Origin of the sequence: Fodinisporobacter ferrooxydans, from assembly GCF_022818495.1 — a bacterium.
GTDB classification, from domain to species: Bacteria; Bacillota; Bacilli; order Tumebacillales; family MYW30-H2; genus Fodinisporobacter; species Fodinisporobacter ferrooxydans.
This window is the reverse complement of sequence record NZ_CP089291.1, coordinates 2,735,487-2,751,232: the sequence shown is the minus strand read 5'-3', so window position 1 is coordinate 2,751,232 and position 15,746 is coordinate 2,735,487. Positions and strand designations below refer to the sequence as shown.

The following is a 15,746-nucleotide window of genomic DNA, read 5'->3' as shown; positions in this document are numbered from 1 at the left end:
ACCTGATGCAAGTATCACTTGATCCTGAATCTATGAGGATTTCGGTTTACAGAAAACGGTTTGAAGGAATGTATGGCATGGAACGGTTAGGCAAGCCAGGATTATGTACGATGATCATAATGTTTGAAATAGGAAGTACACCCCTGTTTGAGTTGGGAAGCAAAGCCAAACAAGATTCTTGGCTGGCAATCCTAGTCGCCATGGTTGCCGGAATTCTGGTATTGAGCATGTTTTTATATATTCAATCTCAGGAGCCTGATAAAAATCTGGTACAGATCTTGATCCATTATTTTGGCAAGTGGCTGGGAAGATCATTTGCTGTTTTGTATATCCTGTATTTTGCTTATGAATCAATGCGAAATGTACGGGATATCGGTGACATCATAAATATTACGATCCTTCCCAATACACCCATTTCCGTTATCATGTTTGCGATGATGTTTGCATCAACCTATGCGGTCTTTCAAGGGATTGAAGTGTTCTCTCGTACTACTATAATCATCATAATATTTGTTATATTCAGTTACATTTTGCTCATTCTTATGTTTTTCAGCTCCGGTGACGTACATTTTGAGCGTCTTCAGCCTATGTTGGAAAATGGTTGGATTCCGGTGCTTGAGGCGGCTTTTCCTGCTATTCTTTCCTTTCCTTTTGGGCAAATGGTCGTATTCCTGATGTTTTGGAATTATCTTTCTGACAAACAAGTGATGGTGAAACTTTCATTTTGGTCGTACCTCTTTGTAGGGGTACTCCTTGTTTTTATGAATATCATGAATATTGCGGTTCTGGGAACAAATATTGCGGATCGAGACACACTTCCATTGCTGAATGCCGTCCAACTGATCTCCGTTGCAGATTTTCTGGAACGGTTCGATCCTTTTGTCACGTTTCTGCTTTTTTACGGAGTGTTTATCAAGATGACAACGTTTTATTTTGGAGCTGTTCTCGGATCTTCCCAATTGTTCCACATGCGTCATACGAAAGTGATACTGCCCATTGGGGCAGCCATCTATGCCGCATCCTTCCTTGAACCAAACTGGGCATATCATGTTTGGCTTGGGATTGAAATTAGCGTGAAATATATCTTTCCGTTCTTCCAGCTTGTCATTCCGATCGGTTTGTTCTTTGTCATGGTCGTAAAAAAAGGATCCGTATTAAAACGATTGTTTCGAAAAGTCAGATCGAATTAAATACAATCTGGAAAACTTGGAATAGTAAACATGAGTTTAGTTGTTAAAGGCGGAAATATACGATGAAACGTTGTGTCTCATATTTACTCGCAGGTGTACTTTCCTTTCTCGTTGCCGGATGTTGGGATCGAACGGAAATCAATGATTTGGCTTTTGTCATGGCGACGGGAATCGATGCATTGCCAAACAACAAGATCAAATTGTGCAATCAATTTGCCTTGCCAACAGGTGCCGGACAGTCGCAGAATGGAAATGGCGGCAAAGGTGGCAAAGCTTATTTTATTGAGGATAGCAAAGGTGTTGATGTATGGGATTCTGCCGGTTTTTTACAAGAAAAATTATCGAGGAAGATTTTTACGGCACACCGGCGCATTATTGTGATCGGTGAAACATTTGCAAAACGGGGCATACGACCGTTTTTGGATGAATTCATTCGTCATCCGCAATCTCGAATGAGTACCTATATACTCGTCGCAAAAGGTACTACGGCCGAAGACTTGTTGCAAACATCCTATCCGTTCGAAACAGTACCGATGGAGGCAATGCGTGAAATCCTTCGGTCAAAAGTCGGATTAGTCATGGATATAAAAGATGTTCTGGGGGATGTTTTGTCTGAACAATCGCTCGTTATGCCGGCGATTGAAAAGGTGCAGCGGGCTGGCAGCAATAAGCAGACATTCCGGCTTAGTGGAACGGCTATCTTTCATCATGATAAACTAGTGGGCTACCTGGATGACCGGAAAACACGCGGTTTGATCTGGTTACGCCAAAAGGCTCAACGAGCAGTGATCACGGTCCAAATCCCAAAACTGCACGGTACGATCAGCGCAGATGTGATACATGCCTCGACAAAGATAAAAGCCAAAAAAGAGCATGGACAAATCGTCATGTATTATCGAGCCAATGCGGAAGATGATATTTCCGAGAATGACACACCGCTGGATTTAACCAAACCGAAAAATATCAAATATCTGGAACAATTTCTTTCGAAGGATCTTGAGGAACGAATCCGAACCACTCTTGATGACATTCAACATCGCTATAAATCGGACGTTGCAGAGTTTGGCCCGATCGTTCATCGGACCTATCCACAGGACTGGAAAAAAATAAAAAATAACTGGAATCAGGATTTTTCTAAAATGAAAGTCGTGGTACAGACAAATGTGACCATTCGTAGGATCGGGATGTCTGGTCAATCATTAAATATACCGGAGAAAAAAATCAAAAAAAATCCCCCAAATTAGTAGTAACGGGTTTACTTTTGAGGTGCAAAAAATGTCAACACGCCGAATGCACACACTTCGATGAAAACCGCAGATGTTTTATCGGCGAGGTGCCAGCACCGGCAAATCGCAAAATGTGGGTGGATACAACTCATTTATCATCTGAACAATGTACGGAAGCCTGGGCGTGGCAAAACCCGATATGAAATGTATAGGAATCCATCCTGGCTCTTCCAACGAATGACCCCCACTGATCGATGAAAGTGGGGGCCATTTTACTTGTTATATATTTTTTGCAACACTTTACGGACAATTAGGAAATTTCCGAATTTCGTGAATCCGATTGATTCGAAAATGTTTTAACGGAAAGAAGTTCCCGATTTGAAATACAATCACGAAAATCCGCTGTGTGCCGACTCTGCACAATACACCGGATGTGCCGGTTCCATTTTTGAACGTAATACCCACAGGTTTGCCGATCAAACGCAACGCCTTTTGACGAATGGTCATGGAAAGTCCCCCGTTTCTCTCGCCACAACGCTACAAGCGGTGGCCTATAAAGGAATTACACTTGCATTATCATTCCGTTTCTTTATGTTGGACTTTTTCTAACGCTTTCGTTGCATATTTGATCGCATCAATTAATTCTTTTTCTGCATGTTCCAAGTTATTGTTTTTTACAAAATGTTCAGCTTCACGCAGTTCTTCCTTTGCTTTTTCAATGTTATGAAGAATATGATCGTGGGACATTTTAAAACCTCCTTTTCATTTGAACCAAATCAATGGCTCTGCATTAATAAATGCAGCTACTCGAAAGGAGGTTTGTGCATCTATGGAATTCTTTTAAAATATGCTCATGTACAAAAAAGCAGGGATCTGCTCCCTGCTTTTTGCTCTGCTGCGCTGGTTTTTCCTGAATCTTTTGCTTCGGATATACGGATATACAGATATACGCTATTTGCGAAATCGAAATTTGCCGAGTCCTGCCGCTTGCTCCCGCAGCATCCCCCAACATTCCGTCAAAAGCTGCTGTACGGTGCATGCCGTATAGCCCAAGACGCGGATAGTAAGACCACCGACAGGCAATGCGCTGACGCCGGCATAAAGGGAAAGATCGTTGCCGCTTGCTAGCAAGTCCCTCACACGTTGTATGTCAAGATCTGCAATCTTGGGGGAAACTGCATATAACGTTCCCATATGTGTATACCCATGCAAACCTTTGGTACAGGCAGGATCCAATTTGGGCTGAAAATGAATACAATCGAATACAATCGGCTGTTGGTTGTAATAAATCGACGTTTCCGAACGATATGACTTGTATTCAAACACTTCCCCTTTCCCTGCCCGGCCTGGCGTAAGAATTTCGGAGAAAAACAGCTGGCCGCCTTGTTCCATTTCGATTTGCGTTCTGGATTGGAAATCAGAACCACAAAACGGCACGACCGGTTCCGGAAAATATTCCAACACAGCATTGGCTCCTATGCGAAACCGTACCGTTTGCCGACTTTCCGCTTGTTTTACAGAAGGCTGCAATTTGCAGGAAGATTGGTTTGTCAACAACAAATGGACTCCCTGCTCCAGCGTACAATCGATTTCTTGCGTGTCGCCGTTAAATATTCCGGGAGATGTATCCATCATATACAAGATGATTTCTCCACTGTCTCCATAAAACGGCTTGGCTATTTTGAGCGGTGCCCGGTGATAGGAATCGACAAGACGACTTTTGCCGCCAACGACTGCTTGAAACCGTCCCCGCCATACCCCATGGTTCATCATCGGGAAATTTCGATTGGATGATTGTCTTGATATTGATGTGACAACCAATGAGCAATCTCGGGAACGCCGATCAAATCATGCAAATTGGTAAACACAAAAGGCTTGTCGCCGCGCATCTGTCTTGCATCCCGCTCCATCACTTCCAGACTTGCGCGGACATATGTTGCCAGATCAATTTTATTGATCACCAACAAATCGGATCGCATAATGCCAGGGCCGCCTTTTCTGGGAATTTTCTCCCCTTGCGCCACATCGATAATGTAAATAAATACATCTACCAATTCCGGGCTGAAAGCTGCCGCCAGATTATCTCCGCCGCTTTCAATAAATATCAGATCGAGATCCGGGAAGCGACGTTCCAGTTCTTCAATCGCATCAAAATTCATCGAAGCATCTTCCCGAATCGCCGTATGAGGGCAGCCCCCCGTCTCCACACCGATGATCCGTTCCGTCGGCAAGACGCCAGTACGAACTAAAATTTCCGCATCTTCTTTTGTATAGATATCATTCGTAATGACACCGATGCTAAAGGATTGTTTCAAATGTTCCGACAATTTTTCCACAAGTGCCGTTTTTCCCGACCCTACAGGGCCGCCGATGCCCACGCGCAAAGGCCTGCCGCCTTGAAACCCTCGTGCATTCCATTCCGCATGATGATGGGAATGTCCTTGTCCTTGACACATACAGATGCCTCCTTCAATGTTCGAAATAGATTGCGGCGATACGCCTGCCGATTTTCTGAATCAAAGATCGGGTACCAACTTTCCTGAACTTACAGACTTTACAGACTTATGACATAAACAATCGGGAATACAGATGTTCATGGCGCATGGAGGCAATTTCCTGAAAGATATGATTGCTGTGCCATCCATCGATGGAGGGCTTTTTCCATGCGATTCCATTTGCCGTATCCGCAATGACAGGCAGCATTCGCCGCAGCACTTTTTGCCCTTCCGTTTGTCCGAGACTCATGGAGCGGATCGCGTTTTGTACAAGACTGTTGACGCTTGTATAAAAATAGCTGGAAATCGTACTTTCCAATGTCTCCTTTAAAAATACACAGACAAATGCATGCACAATGCAAGAATTACCTGTACAAATGTGTTGGCGAATCTGCTCTCGATAGTGTTGCAACGGGATTTCCGGATACAACTGCAAAACCAAATCCAAATAGCGTTTCCCGATTTTGACACTGCCGTCCCGTGATTCTCTTGCCAACTTGGAGATATAGAGGCGACGATCGAGTGCAGCTATGTTTTGCCAAATCGTTGTATTCTCCAGGATTGCATCTGCATACGAATATGCCAGGGACAGAGCGATACCGTCAGTCATTGCAAGGCCTTGCTGCAAATATACGGTCAACCATTCGAGCAACCCATCCGAATTGACAATCGATCCTTCCTGAATCGCCGTTTCCATGCCAAATGAGTGTGAAAAAGCGCCTGTTGGACAAGCAGAGTCCAACAATTGCAACAACGGTAATGACATCATCCTGCTCACCACTCAGAACAAAAAATATCGCTGCGCCATCGGGAGCCGTTCGGAAGGTTCACAGGTGATCCATTCGCCATCGACTTTCACCTGGTATGTTTCCGGATCGACTGCAATCGACGGTGTATAGTGATTGTGTTGCATGTCCTTTTTTCCAATCGTACGACAGCGTTTCACCGGCAAAATCGTCTTTTGCAGCCCCAGTTGCTCCGGGATGCCCAGATTCAATGCCGCCTTTGATACAAACGTGATCGAACAGGCATGTTTGGTTTTGCCGAATGCGGCAAACATGGGTCGGCCAAAAACCGGCTGCGGTGTAGGAATCGAAGCATTCGCGTCTCCCATCGCCGCATGTGCGATCATGCCGCCTTTCAGGATGAGTTCCGGCTTGACCCCAAAAAATGCCGGTTTCCAGACGACTAGATCCGCCCATTTTCCAACTTCCACCGATCCTACATAGTCGCTCACTCCGTGTGCGATCGCCGGATTGATCGTATATTTTGCGACATAACGTTTGACGCGCACATTGTCATTTTCGCCGGATTCCTCAGGCAAAGATCCGCGTTGTTGCTTCATCTTGTCAGCCGTCTGCCAGGTGCGCAGGATCACTTCACCCACTCTCCCCATTGCTTGGGAATCAGAACTGATAATGCTCAATACACCGAGATCGTGCAGAATATCTTCTGCCGCAATCGTTTCCGGCCGGATGCGGGAATCGGCGAATGCCACGTCCTCCGGAATCCTGCTGTCCAAATGATGGCACACCATCAACATATCGAGATGTTCTTCAATCGTATTGATCGTAAATGGACGGGTAGGATTCGTAGAGGATGGAATGACATTTGTTTCACCTGCCAAACGAATAATATCCGGCGCATGTCCTCCGCCTGCGCCTTCTGTGTGGTATGTATGAATCGTTCGTCCGCCGATGGCGCGGATCGTGTCTTCCACAAATCCCGCCTCATTTAACGTATCCGTATGAATGGCTACCTGCACATCATAGCGATCTGCCACATTGAGACATGTATCGATAGCCTTTGGCGTCGTACCCCAGTCTTCGTGCAATTTTAAACCGATGGCCCCCGCTTCAATCTGCTCTTCCAACGCTGCTTCTCCCGACGCATTTCCTTTGCCGAGAAATCCGAGATTCATCGAAAACTCTTCCGCAGCCTCAAGCATGCGATGAATGTTCCAGGCGCCAGGCGTGCACGTCGTTGCGTTCGTACCGGTAGCGGGGCCTGTGCCGCCGCCGATCATCGTCGTAATCCCTGAGGATAAAGCTGCTTCGATTTGTTGCGGACAAATAAAGTGGATATGTGAATCAACGCCGCCGGCAGTAATGATTTTCCCTTCCCCTGCAATCACTTCTGTTGCCGCACCAACCACCATATGTGGCGCAACGCCAGCCATGGTATGAGGATTTCCTGCTTTGCCGATGCCGGCGATTTTTCCATCTTTTATGCCGATATCCGCTTTTACAATTCCCCAATGATCGAGAATCAGTGCATTCGTAATCACAAGATCCAGCACACCTTCGTCCCGCACTGCGATGGAGGACTGCCCCATGCCGTCCCGCAATACTTTTCCCCCGCCAAATTTGCACTCATCTCCATAAACGGTAGCGTCCCGCTCCACTTCGATCCACAAATTTGTATCCGCCAGACGTACTTTATCTCCTGTTGTCGGACCGTACATGCTGGCGTATGCTTCTCTGGAAATACAAGCCGCTTCCTTTCCGGCGGATTCCGGTTTGCCTGTTTCATATGCCGCAACTGCCGAGCTTACATCGCCGGAGACCATTCCCTGATGTCCATAGACATGTTGAAGGCCTGCGATTGCGGTAAGCAAGACACGTTTCTCTTCCCCCGGTTCAAAGCGGACAGCTGTTCCGGCGGGAATATGCAAGCGCATGCCTTTTGTCCGTTCCCGTGGAAAATCAAGAGCCGGATTGACTTCATAAAAATGATAGTGGGATCCTACTTGAATCGGACGATCGCCGCGATTGATCACAAGGATCTCGGTGGTTTTTCGTCCGGCATTCAGTCGAACATCCCCTTGTGCCAATCGGTATTCGCCAGGTTTCATTTCCTCCATATCCTGCGCTTCCTTTCCGCATTCCGCAAAATTGCCGTATAGATAGATTGCTACAGGCAATCAAACAATCCTTACGAAACGACTGAACGAATCGGTTCATGGATCGTCACAAGCTTCGTGCCATCCGGAAATGTAGCTTCCACTTGCACTTCCTCAATCATGGAAGCAACACCTTCCATCACGTCCTGTTCGCTTAAAATCGTCTTTCCATACTGCATCAATTCGGCAACTGTCTTGCCATCCCGCGCGCCTTCCAGAATTTCATACGTGAGAATGGCGATCGCTTCCGGATAGTTTAGTTTTAAACCGCGCCGTTGTCTGCGCCGGGCAAGATCCGCGGCAACCACAATCAACAACTTTTCTTTTTCCCGTTCCGTCAAATGCATGGAAGTACTCCTTTCAAATGGCTATGTACTCCTGTAATGTGGCAAGATTCATGTCCTCTGTTGTTCCGCTTTCGATCATTTCCCCCTTCTCCAATACAAAATACGAATCGGCCACTTCCATTGCAAATTCAACACTTTGCTCCACTAATACTATACCGGTTTCCTTCTGTTGTTTGACAATTCGGATCGCTTGTTCGATTTCCAGCACGATCGAAGGTTGTACTCCCTCCCGCGGCTCATCCAACAACAAAAGGGAAGGATTTCCGACGAGGGCGCGGGCGATTGCCAATTGCTGCTGCTGCCCGCCGCTTAATGATCCGCCTTTGCGACTCAACATTTGTCTGAGTACAGGGAACAGCTCGTAAATAAAATCCGGAATCGATTTGTTGTTTTTTCGCTCTTTGCTGTGTTTTAAAACCTCTAGACCCAATAATAAATTTTCCTCTACTGTCAAAAAGGGAAAAATCTCCCTTCCTTGTGGAACATATCCAATTCCCATTCTAGCACGTTCCTCAGGAAGCAAGCGATTGATTTCCCGTTCATTCCAAAAAATATTCCCGCGCCGCGCTTTTAAAAGACCCATAATTGTCTTGATCAGCGTAGTTTTTCCTACGCCGTTGCGGCCCAAAAGACATGTGACGGCTCCTTTGGCAACAGACATGCTGACATCTCGCAAGACTGCACTTTGCCCATAGCAAACTTCCAAGTTCTCAACCTGCAGCATGCATCCTTTCCCTCCTTTGCCCAAGATATACTTGTTGTACGATCGGGTTGTTCTGTATTTCTTCTACAGAACCATCGCACAACATTCGGCCTTCATGCATCACAGTCACTCGATCGGCAAAGGAACGCACAAAGTGCATATCATGTTCGACAACGACAACCGTCTTTTCCGTCGCGATGTCTTTCAGCAATTGTCCCGTTTTTTCTGTTTCCCCTTTGCTCATGCCGGCAACCGGTTCATCCAATAAAATCAGATGCGGCTCCAATGCCAAAACCATTGCGATTTCAAGCCATTGCTTTTCCCCGTGTGATAATGCTTTCGCCTGCTGCTGTTTTTTCTCATAAAGGCTCATTTGCGCCAAACGATCGGCGATCGTTTCCTGTTCCTCCTTTGCACGCCTCGTTCGCAAAAGTCTCCAGAGCCGGCGGGATTGTTTCAAAGCGATTTCCATATTTTCCTGCACTGTCAACTGCTCAAAAACAGACGGGGCCTGAAATTTTCTGCCAATTCCCAGTTCCACGATTTGATGTTCCTTATATTTCACAAGATTGTAAGTGTCGTTTAAAACAACTTCCCCGCTGACCGGTTTGACTTTCCCGCAAATCACATCGAGCAAAGTCGTCTTTCCGGCGCCATTTGGGCCAATTAAAAACAACAACTGGCGGCTCTGTATGGCCATGGAAAAATCCTGGATGGCTATAAACCGTTCAAACTCAACTTTGATGCTGTTGATTTGCAAGACGTCTGCGCTCACGGGCCACACCTCCGAACCGATTTTCGAAAAAAATGAAAGAACGTTTGACGACACCAACGATTCCGTCCTGCATGAATGCGACCACTGCTACAAACAATCCGCCCAGGAAAAACAGCCAAATATCCGGAAACGCGTCGCTAAATGTACTTTTTGCAATGTTCATAAGCAGAGCGCCGATCACCGCTCCATACAACGTTCCTCTACCGCCAAGGGCCACCCACAACACCATCTCGACAGATGGAACGATATCCATCATGCCCGGACTAATAATACCGACCTGCAGCACACACAGCGCTCCCGCCAGCCCGGCAATTCCTCCAGAAAAGGCGTAAACAAATGTCTTATAGCGAACGGGATCATATCCGAGAAAACGCAGGCGGTTTTCCCCGTCTCGAATGGAAACAAGCACTCTCCCCAAACGACTGGAAACAATGCACGCGGAAAGTACGTATACAAGGCCGAGCACGAGCAAAGTAATGACATAGAGAATCGTCTGTGTCCAAGGGCTGGAGAGCGACTGGCCAAATACTGTGGCAAAATCGGTCAAACCGTTGGTTCCGCCCGTATATCCCTGTTCTCCGATGAGCAATGTTGTAACGATGATGACCAGAGCTTGCGACAAAATGGAAAAATACACATTGCGAATCCGGCTGCGAAAGGATAGATACCCGACCACTGCCGCCAGCAACAACGGCAGAAGCACAGAACTCAGAAACGCGAAGAGAAAACTATGAAACGGTTGCCAGAACGCCGGCATGTGTGTCACTCCGCTCCATTCCATAAAGTCCGGCAAGCGCGTCCCTGCCGCTTCCAGTTTCAAATACATCGCCATGCAATAGGCGCCCAGCCCAAAATAAACCCCATGGCCGAGACTTAAGATTCCTGTATATCCCCAGATCAAATCGATACCCAAAGCGAGAATTCCATAAGCAAGAAAACGGCCGAGCAGATTGATTTGAAACTGATTTGTTATAAGCGGCGCCAGAAACAATACACCGTAACCCGCGAACAGGATGATTCGGGTTTTGCCTCCCATCCTGCATACCCCCCTAATCCAATGATCTCGTCTTTAAGTCGAACAAACCGGCCGGCTTCCACTGTAGAAATACAATCACCAATGTGAAGACCAATACTTTTCCAATGGATGGATTTGTAAAAAACTCCAGCAGCGTATTGGACATTCCAATGCCAAGGGCACCTGCAATCGTTCCGATCAGTGTTCCAACTCCGCCTGCCACAACAACCATAAACGCATCTACTATATAGTGTGTGCCGATCGATGGACCAATGGGCCCCAACAGCGTCAACGCACTGCCGGCAATTCCGGCAAGCCCGGAACCTAGAGCAAACGTCCATGCATCCATTCGCCGCGTCGAGATTCCCAAACACGCAGCCATTTGCCGATTTTGCATCACCGCGCGCATGCGTCTGCCTTGCCTTGTAAATCCAAAATAAAACACCAATCCGATAAAACATAGGCAAACAAGTGCGATAATAAAAATACGGCTATATGGCAGCACCAATCCCGGCATTACAGTCACTCCGCCTTCCAGCCATTGGGGAGCCACCACAGCAACATTGGGAGCGCCAAAAATATTTCTGGCCAATTGCTGCAAAATAAGACTTACACCCCATGTTGCCAATAAACTATCAAGAGGCCGCTGGTAGAGACGGCGGATCAAAACAACTTCCATTCCATAGCCAACCAATCCGGAAACGATAAAGGCAAACACGATTGCGACAAACAGATATATGCCCTGATAATGCGCCAACCAAGGCTCTGTGAACCATTTTTGCGTGACATATGTGACATATGAGCCGATCATCATCAGTTCCCCATGGGCCATATTGATAATTTTCATGAGCCCGAATGTGATCGCCAGTCCTAAAGCCATTAACAACAGAATGGAACTCACGCTGATCCCATTAAATAATTCTGACAAATCGATCGCCATTTGGCTCCACCTCGCTTTCCCAGCACGGAATTGTGAAAAGTCAGGGTCCGCAGCGCGAACTGGCAGAAGCGGACCCCTACGATTTATTGACCTGCAGACAACCCTTTTGCCCATGTATATCCCTTCAAGAACGGGTCCGGTTCAATCGGTTTTTTCGAATCCCACACTTCCTTGATTTGTCCATTTGCTTCAATTTCTCCGATTCGTGCGATTTTCCACATATGTTGATTTGTCGGATCAATTTTTACGGTTCCTTCCGGAGCTTTATATTGAATATCCGCCAGTGCGGCTTTTACTTTGTCTACGTTCGTGCTGCCGGCTTTCTGCACAGCCTCAGCCCATAGATGTACGGCGTCATATGCAGCTTCAATCGGATCGTCTGTCACCCGATTTGCCCCATATTTGGCTTGGTAGTCTTTGACGAATGTTTTATTTTCCGGTGTATTCGTGGTTTCATAATAGTTCCATGCGACATAATCACCTGCGACAAGTTGCGGCCCGATCCCTTTCACTTCTTGTTCCGCTACGCTGACAGACATAACGGGAATGTCTATCGGGGTAATGCCTGCATTTTTTAGCTGTTTAAAAAATGCCACATTGCTGTCACCATTTAATGTATTGAAGATGACATCCGGTTTTGCTTGTTTGATATGATTGATCACCGTACTGTAATCCGTATGGCCAAGCGGTGTATATTCCTCTCCTGCGACTTCTCCGCCCTCCGCTTTTAACTGTGCTTTAATAATTTTATTGGCCGTTCTCGGAAACACGTAATCGGACCCCAACAGGTAAAATTTCTTCTTCCCTTGCTTCAACAGCCAATCAACCGCCGGTACGATTTGCTGGTTAGGCGCTGCGCCTGTGTATACAATATTCGGCGACGCTTCCATCCCTTCGTATTGAACCGGATAAAACAACAGGCCTTTATATTGCTGTACAACCGGCAACATAGCTTTGCGGCTCGCGGAAGTCCAACCGCCAAAAATCGCTGCCACATGATCTTGCAGCAAGAGCTGCTTCGCTTTTTCAGCAAATGTCGGCCAATCGGACGCCCCATCTTCTATCACCGGCTTGATCTGTCTTCCGAGCACTCCGCCCGCTTTGTTTATTTCATCGATTGCCATCAATTCCGCATCTTTGACCGGCACTTCACTAATCGACATCGTGCCGCTGAGAGAGTGCAAAACACCTACTTCAATCGGTCCTTTATCTGCCGTTTGTTGTGCACTTCCGGATGAAGGTGCAGCGCTTTGCGTACTGCAACCAACCAAAACTGTTAAAGCGCTGAGTACGGAAATACATTTAATGTAATATTTCATAACATAACCCCCATATTCGTCATGATCCCTTTTCAATATGTTATATATATTAACATATACATTACATTGAAACAACAAATTTTTTTCTATAATTTAGAAACATCGTAAACATCATGGCCTTCTCCCTCCCCTTCGCCCCACCCTTCCGAGTTTCCTTGTTTATTTTCCGTGATAGGTTTTTGCATTTGACTTTCCCCGTTTTGAGCGCCACCCCAGATTTTCTTTGCAAAATCATACAACAAACCCATAAACCCCGCCTCCCAAAGTTCAAAGTCAACCGTTTTAAAACACATCGTTGCAGCGTATAAAAAATGGCGACATTTTATAAATGCCGCCCAAGTGGGGAATGATACAGAACCAATGAGAGTAACAACTAACAACTATGTTATTTATTCTAACATAAAAATAACATAAGTCAACGCTATATCGTGTAATACTGAAAAATTATCCATTGTTCATGGATCCGATAGCTAACCGCAAATAAATACTCCCGCTTCTGCAAGCGGGAGTATTTATGAACATACTGTATGGGCAAGGAAAGATTTCTTCCTATTGAAAAAGGATGCTTATTCCTGATACTCCTCTGACTCTACAATTCCCGTAATCATGACGGTCGGGTGACTGGATAAAGAAAGCACTTGTCCAGTATCCAATAAACGAACCACAGGGCGCTGCATATGATCGTCAATTCGAATGACGATCGCCTCCTGATTGTCCTGAATGCGGATCATTGTGCCCGGCGGATAACCCGGAATCCCTTTAATAAGCGCTTCAACCACATGTTCCAGATATTTTGTGCCGTACATGGTCATAAGTATCTCCATTACTTCATGCGGCGGCAAATTATTTTTTGAGATATGATTTTCATAAAAATTTGCAACCCCGCAAATTTGTGCAAATTCTAATATGCTGTCTCCCTTTAGTTCGCGCGGAAATCCCTTGCCATCCAAAGTCTCATGATGTTGAAACGCCACATGAGCAGAAAGCAAACTCAATTCACGGATATGCCGCAAAATTTCAAATCCTGCCGTCGGATGTCCGAATTCGCTCGGATCTTTTACTTTGCCAATATCGTGCAGCATACATCCTAGTGCCAGATCTCGCAATTGTAAATCCGTATATTTTAAATATTTTCCAATTTGCAGCGCTAATAATGTAACATTAATGGCATGTCCATATGGACGCATTTCCTCAGCTAACGATGTCGTCGGTATTAATAGAATCGCCCGGCGGCGTTTCACTTCATACAGGAGCTGTCCAACGACTTTTTGCACATGTATCAAAGGGAACTGCTGTTTTTTCAATATGGTTTCGTATGTATCTTGCAATACTTGAATGGCTCCCATCCAAGTGGGCATTTCCAGCATCTCTTCCAGCGTAATCCCAGTCGATGCTTGATCCTCAACAATTAAGTACCGAATTCCCAATTCTTTTAGTTTTGTCAGATATTTTGGGTGAATCGTATTGCCTGCTGCGAGGAGGACGCGACCTTTGCCATCATAAATCGGCTTTGCCAATTGCATAGTAAGTTGATCGTAGTCGGATATCTTGATAAGTCTCATGGCCAATCCCCCTGCTCGTCCTTTGCACTTTCATCCATTACACATTTGTATGTGCCTAATGCTAGCATTATTTTAACGAATATAGCTTTATCTAACAATGTATGATCTTTCCATACGGTCATTTTGCGAACTTTTGCACCGTTTGTTTTACATATTTTAAAAAAATAGAGCAATACAGGAAGTAGTATCCCCGTATTGCCCGGAAAGAAAGTACCTGAAACAAAGTATCTGAATACAGTCGGAAATCGACTGCAGCTATACAATCAGCGCATACCCGACAAAATCGTTGCGCCGAACCCGTCTCTTTCCGAAAAGGACAAGTCAATTTCCAACCGTTGCGGATTGAACTGGTGAAAGTCGGCCAAGTAGACCGCAATTCCATCAATCAAATCCTGTTCCGATAAATAGTATTGTTGATCACCGGAACGCCATCCTCCTTGGTGAATGGCATTGGCTGAAAAACCTTCTTCCCGATTAAAACGCAAATTCACATCAAAATCTTCCGGTCGCATACGATAACGGTTGGCGAGCATCACACATGCAGAATCAATCACATCTTGTTCGTCAAAAAAGATCTTCATCTCCATTTACCTCCTAAAGAACAAACCTTTTACAATCCGGAAGACAATCCATAAGATGAATACATCAATCAAAAATCCAAAGATGGAAAAATGGGGATATCCGGAATAGCCGAACGGATGAAAGATACTGCTGAATATGCTTGATGCAATCATCCCCGTAGCAAATCCGCCAAAAAAGCGGCCCCATCCGCTTGTCCGCGGTTGTCCATAGGTAGATCCGCCGGTAGAACCGTAACCGGATACGTTGGACGATGGTTTTCTATAACCGGAATTGTACGTTCCGGAACTGCTGCTGCTTCTTCCGGTACTGCCGCTGTAACTGCCGCCATAACTTCCACTGTGGCCGCTTGAACTATATGTGCTTACATGACTGCCGCCACTGTATGATTTTGCCCATGTCACTCCTGTGTTGCCCAGCATTAAGGCAAAAGCTAGGATTACCATCATAACTGCTTTGGATACGCGTTTCATTTTCGACTCCCACCTCTTATTTCATTCCATGACGGACGACTTTCTCCCTCACATAATGGTATACGTCAGGGTTTCGAAAAAGGTTTCCACTTTATCAAAAATATTTTAGAATCCTTTGCGGCTTAAATGATCGAACGCTTCCATTTCGCTGAAATCTATATGGGACGTTTACGCCACCTGTACTTTGACTCGTGCGCCGTAAATTCAACTGGACAAAAAT

Annotated in this window: 18 protein-coding genes; 2 read left to right on the top strand and 16 right to left on the bottom strand. The window is 45.8% G+C overall.

Translation table 11 applies throughout. From position 1 onward, the window contains the following. The first annotated feature begins 110 nt into the window (after nucleotides 1-110). Both LSG31_RS13030 and LSG31_RS13025 read left to right on the top strand, forming a co-directional pair. A complete protein-coding gene (locus LSG31_RS13030) occupies nucleotides 111-1,190 on the top strand; it encodes a GerAB/ArcD/ProY family transporter (protein WP_347435535.1) in 1,080 nt (359 codons plus the stop codon). Between the two features lie 62 nt (nucleotides 1,191-1,252). Then, nucleotides 1,253-2,434, top strand: a complete 1,182-nt coding sequence (locus tag LSG31_RS13025; protein WP_347435534.1) for a Ger(x)C family spore germination protein — start codon at nucleotides 1,253-1,255, stop codon at nucleotides 2,432-2,434. A gap of 282 nt (nucleotides 2,435-2,716) precedes the next feature. Here the strand turns inward: LSG31_RS13025 and LSG31_RS13020 are convergent, their stop codons facing one another. The 16 genes from LSG31_RS13020 to LSG31_RS12945 form a co-directional block, all read right to left on the bottom strand. Continuing rightward, nucleotides 2,717-2,923 (bottom strand): hypothetical protein, encoded by a 207-nt coding sequence (locus tag LSG31_RS13020; protein WP_347435533.1) that lies wholly within the window; start codon nucleotides 2,921-2,923, stop codon nucleotides 2,717-2,719. Nucleotides 2,924-2,992: 69 nt separating this feature from the next. Beyond that, nucleotides 2,993-3,163: a hypothetical protein gene (locus tag LSG31_RS13015; RefSeq protein ID WP_347435532.1), complete on the bottom strand. Its 171-nt coding sequence runs from the start codon at nucleotides 3,161-3,163 to the stop codon at nucleotides 2,993-2,995. A gap of 204 nt (nucleotides 3,164-3,367) precedes the next feature. Continuing rightward, nucleotides 3,368-4,189 carry an urease accessory protein UreD gene (locus LSG31_RS13010; RefSeq protein WP_347435531.1) on the bottom strand — a complete coding sequence of 274 codons (822 nt, stop codon included), beginning with the start codon at nucleotides 4,187-4,189 and terminating at the stop codon, nucleotides 3,368-3,370. Then, complete coding sequence (gene ureG, locus LSG31_RS13005) at nucleotides 4,186-4,872, bottom strand: urease accessory protein UreG (protein ID WP_347435530.1); 687 nt, start codon at nucleotides 4,870-4,872, stop codon at nucleotides 4,186-4,188. The genes LSG31_RS13010 and ureG overlap by 4 nt, the downstream gene beginning before the upstream one ends. A gap of 106 nt (nucleotides 4,873-4,978) precedes the next feature. Next, nucleotides 4,979-5,677, bottom strand: a complete 699-nt coding sequence (locus tag LSG31_RS13000) for an urease accessory protein UreF (protein ID WP_347435529.1) — start codon at nucleotides 5,675-5,677, stop codon at nucleotides 4,979-4,981. Between the two features lie 15 nt (nucleotides 5,678-5,692). Further along, nucleotides 5,693-7,765 (bottom strand): urease subunit alpha, encoded by a 2,073-nt coding sequence (gene ureC / locus LSG31_RS12995; protein ID WP_347439505.1) that lies wholly within the window; start codon nucleotides 7,763-7,765, stop codon nucleotides 5,693-5,695. Nucleotides 7,766-7,845: 80 nt separating this feature from the next. Then, on the bottom strand, nucleotides 7,846-8,160 hold the full coding sequence (locus tag LSG31_RS12990) for an urease subunit gamma (protein WP_347435528.1): 315 nt from the start codon (nucleotides 8,158-8,160) through the stop codon (nucleotides 7,846-7,848). Nucleotides 8,161-8,173: 13 nt separating this feature from the next. Next, nucleotides 8,174-8,884 carry an urea ABC transporter ATP-binding subunit UrtE gene (urtE, locus tag LSG31_RS12985; protein ID WP_347435527.1) on the bottom strand — a complete coding sequence of 237 codons (711 nt, stop codon included), beginning with the start codon at nucleotides 8,882-8,884 and terminating at the stop codon, nucleotides 8,174-8,176. Beyond that, a complete protein-coding gene (gene urtD / locus LSG31_RS12980) occupies nucleotides 8,871-9,638 on the bottom strand; it encodes an urea ABC transporter ATP-binding protein UrtD (RefSeq protein ID WP_347435526.1) in 768 nt (255 codons plus the stop codon). Before urtD ends, urtE begins: the two co-directional genes overlap by 14 nt. Next, nucleotides 9,598-10,674, bottom strand: coding sequence for an urea ABC transporter permease subunit UrtC (gene urtC / locus LSG31_RS12975; RefSeq protein ID WP_347435525.1), 1,077 nt, complete (start codon nucleotides 10,672-10,674; stop codon nucleotides 9,598-9,600). Before urtC ends, urtD begins: the two co-directional genes overlap by 41 nt. 13 nt (nucleotides 10,675-10,687) lie before the next feature. After that, entirely contained in the window at nucleotides 10,688-11,593 is a 906-nt protein-coding gene (urtB, locus tag LSG31_RS12970; protein WP_347435524.1) for an urea ABC transporter permease subunit UrtB, read from the bottom strand. Nucleotides 11,594-11,676: 83 nt separating this feature from the next. After that, the gene (urtA, locus tag LSG31_RS12965) at nucleotides 11,677-12,912 is read right to left on the bottom strand and encodes an urea ABC transporter substrate-binding protein (protein ID WP_347435523.1); all 1,236 of its coding nucleotides are present in this window, start codon (nucleotides 12,910-12,912) and stop codon (nucleotides 11,677-11,679) included. Between the two features lie 86 nt (nucleotides 12,913-12,998). After that, the gene (locus tag LSG31_RS12960; protein WP_347435522.1) at nucleotides 12,999-13,160 is read right to left on the bottom strand and encodes a hypothetical protein; all 162 of its coding nucleotides are present in this window, start codon (nucleotides 13,158-13,160) and stop codon (nucleotides 12,999-13,001) included. Between the two features lie 318 nt (nucleotides 13,161-13,478). Continuing rightward, entirely contained in the window at nucleotides 13,479-14,474 is a 996-nt protein-coding gene (locus tag LSG31_RS12955; RefSeq protein ID WP_347435521.1) for an HD-GYP domain-containing protein, read from the bottom strand. A 263-nt stretch (nucleotides 14,475-14,737) separates the two neighbouring features. Next, nucleotides 14,738-15,055, bottom strand: a complete 318-nt coding sequence (locus LSG31_RS12950) for a DUF2653 family protein (RefSeq protein ID WP_347435520.1) — start codon at nucleotides 15,053-15,055, stop codon at nucleotides 14,738-14,740. Nucleotides 15,056-15,061: 6 nt separating this feature from the next. Next, a complete protein-coding gene (locus tag LSG31_RS12945; protein WP_347435519.1) occupies nucleotides 15,062-15,526 on the bottom strand; it encodes a hypothetical protein in 465 nt (154 codons plus the stop codon). Nucleotides 15,527-15,746 lie beyond the last annotated feature (220 nt).

Coding starts and splice junctions, on each gene's coding strand:
- LSG31_RS13030 (WP_347435535.1), top strand. CDS start 111: ATGATCATAATGTTTGAAATAGGAAGTACACCCCTGTTTGAGTTGGGA.
- LSG31_RS13025 (WP_347435534.1), top strand. CDS start 1,253: ATGAAACGTTGTGTCTCATATTTACTCGCAGGTGTACTTTCCTTTCTC.
- LSG31_RS13020 (WP_347435533.1), bottom strand. CDS start 2,923: ATGACCATTCGTCAAAAGGCGTTGCGTTTGATCGGCAAACCTGTGGGT.
- LSG31_RS13015 (WP_347435532.1), bottom strand. CDS start 3,163: ATGTCCCACGATCATATTCTTCATAACATTGAAAAAGCAAAGGAAGAA.
- LSG31_RS13010 (WP_347435531.1), bottom strand. CDS start 4,189: ATGATGAACCATGGGGTATGGCGGGGACGGTTTCAAGCAGTCGTTGGC.
- ureG (WP_347435530.1), bottom strand. CDS start 4,872: ATGTGTCAAGGACAAGGACATTCCCATCATCATGCGGAATGGAATGCA.
- LSG31_RS13000 (WP_347435529.1), bottom strand. CDS start 5,677: ATGTCATTACCGTTGTTGCAATTGTTGGACTCTGCTTGTCCAACAGGC.
- ureC (WP_347439505.1), bottom strand. CDS start 7,765: ATGAAACCTGGCGAATACCGATTGGCACAAGGGGATGTTCGACTGAAT.
- LSG31_RS12990 (WP_347435528.1), bottom strand. CDS start 8,160: ATGCATTTGACGGAACGGGAAAAAGAAAAGTTGTTGATTGTGGTTGCC.
- urtE (WP_347435527.1), bottom strand. CDS start 8,884: ATGCTGCAGGTTGAGAACTTGGAAGTTTGCTATGGGCAAAGTGCAGTC.
- urtC (WP_347435525.1), bottom strand. CDS start 10,674: ATGGGAGGCAAAACCCGAATCATCCTGTTCGCGGGTTACGGTGTATTG.
- urtB (WP_347435524.1), bottom strand. CDS start 11,593: ATGGCGATCGATTTGTCAGAATTATTTAATGGGATCAGCGTGAGTTCC.
- urtA (WP_347435523.1), bottom strand. CDS start 12,912: ATGAAATATTACATTAAATGTATTTCCGTACTCAGCGCTTTAACAGTT.
- LSG31_RS12960 (WP_347435522.1), bottom strand. CDS start 13,160: ATGGGTTTGTTGTATGATTTTGCAAAGAAAATCTGGGGTGGCGCTCAA.
- LSG31_RS12955 (WP_347435521.1), bottom strand. CDS start 14,474: ATGAGACTTATCAAGATATCCGACTACGATCAACTTACTATGCAATTG.
- LSG31_RS12950 (WP_347435520.1), bottom strand. CDS start 15,055: ATGAAGATCTTTTTTGACGAACAAGATGTGATTGATTCTGCATGTGTG.
- LSG31_RS12945 (WP_347435519.1), bottom strand. CDS start 15,526: ATGAAACGCGTATCCAAAGCAGTTATGATGGTAATCCTAGCTTTTGCC.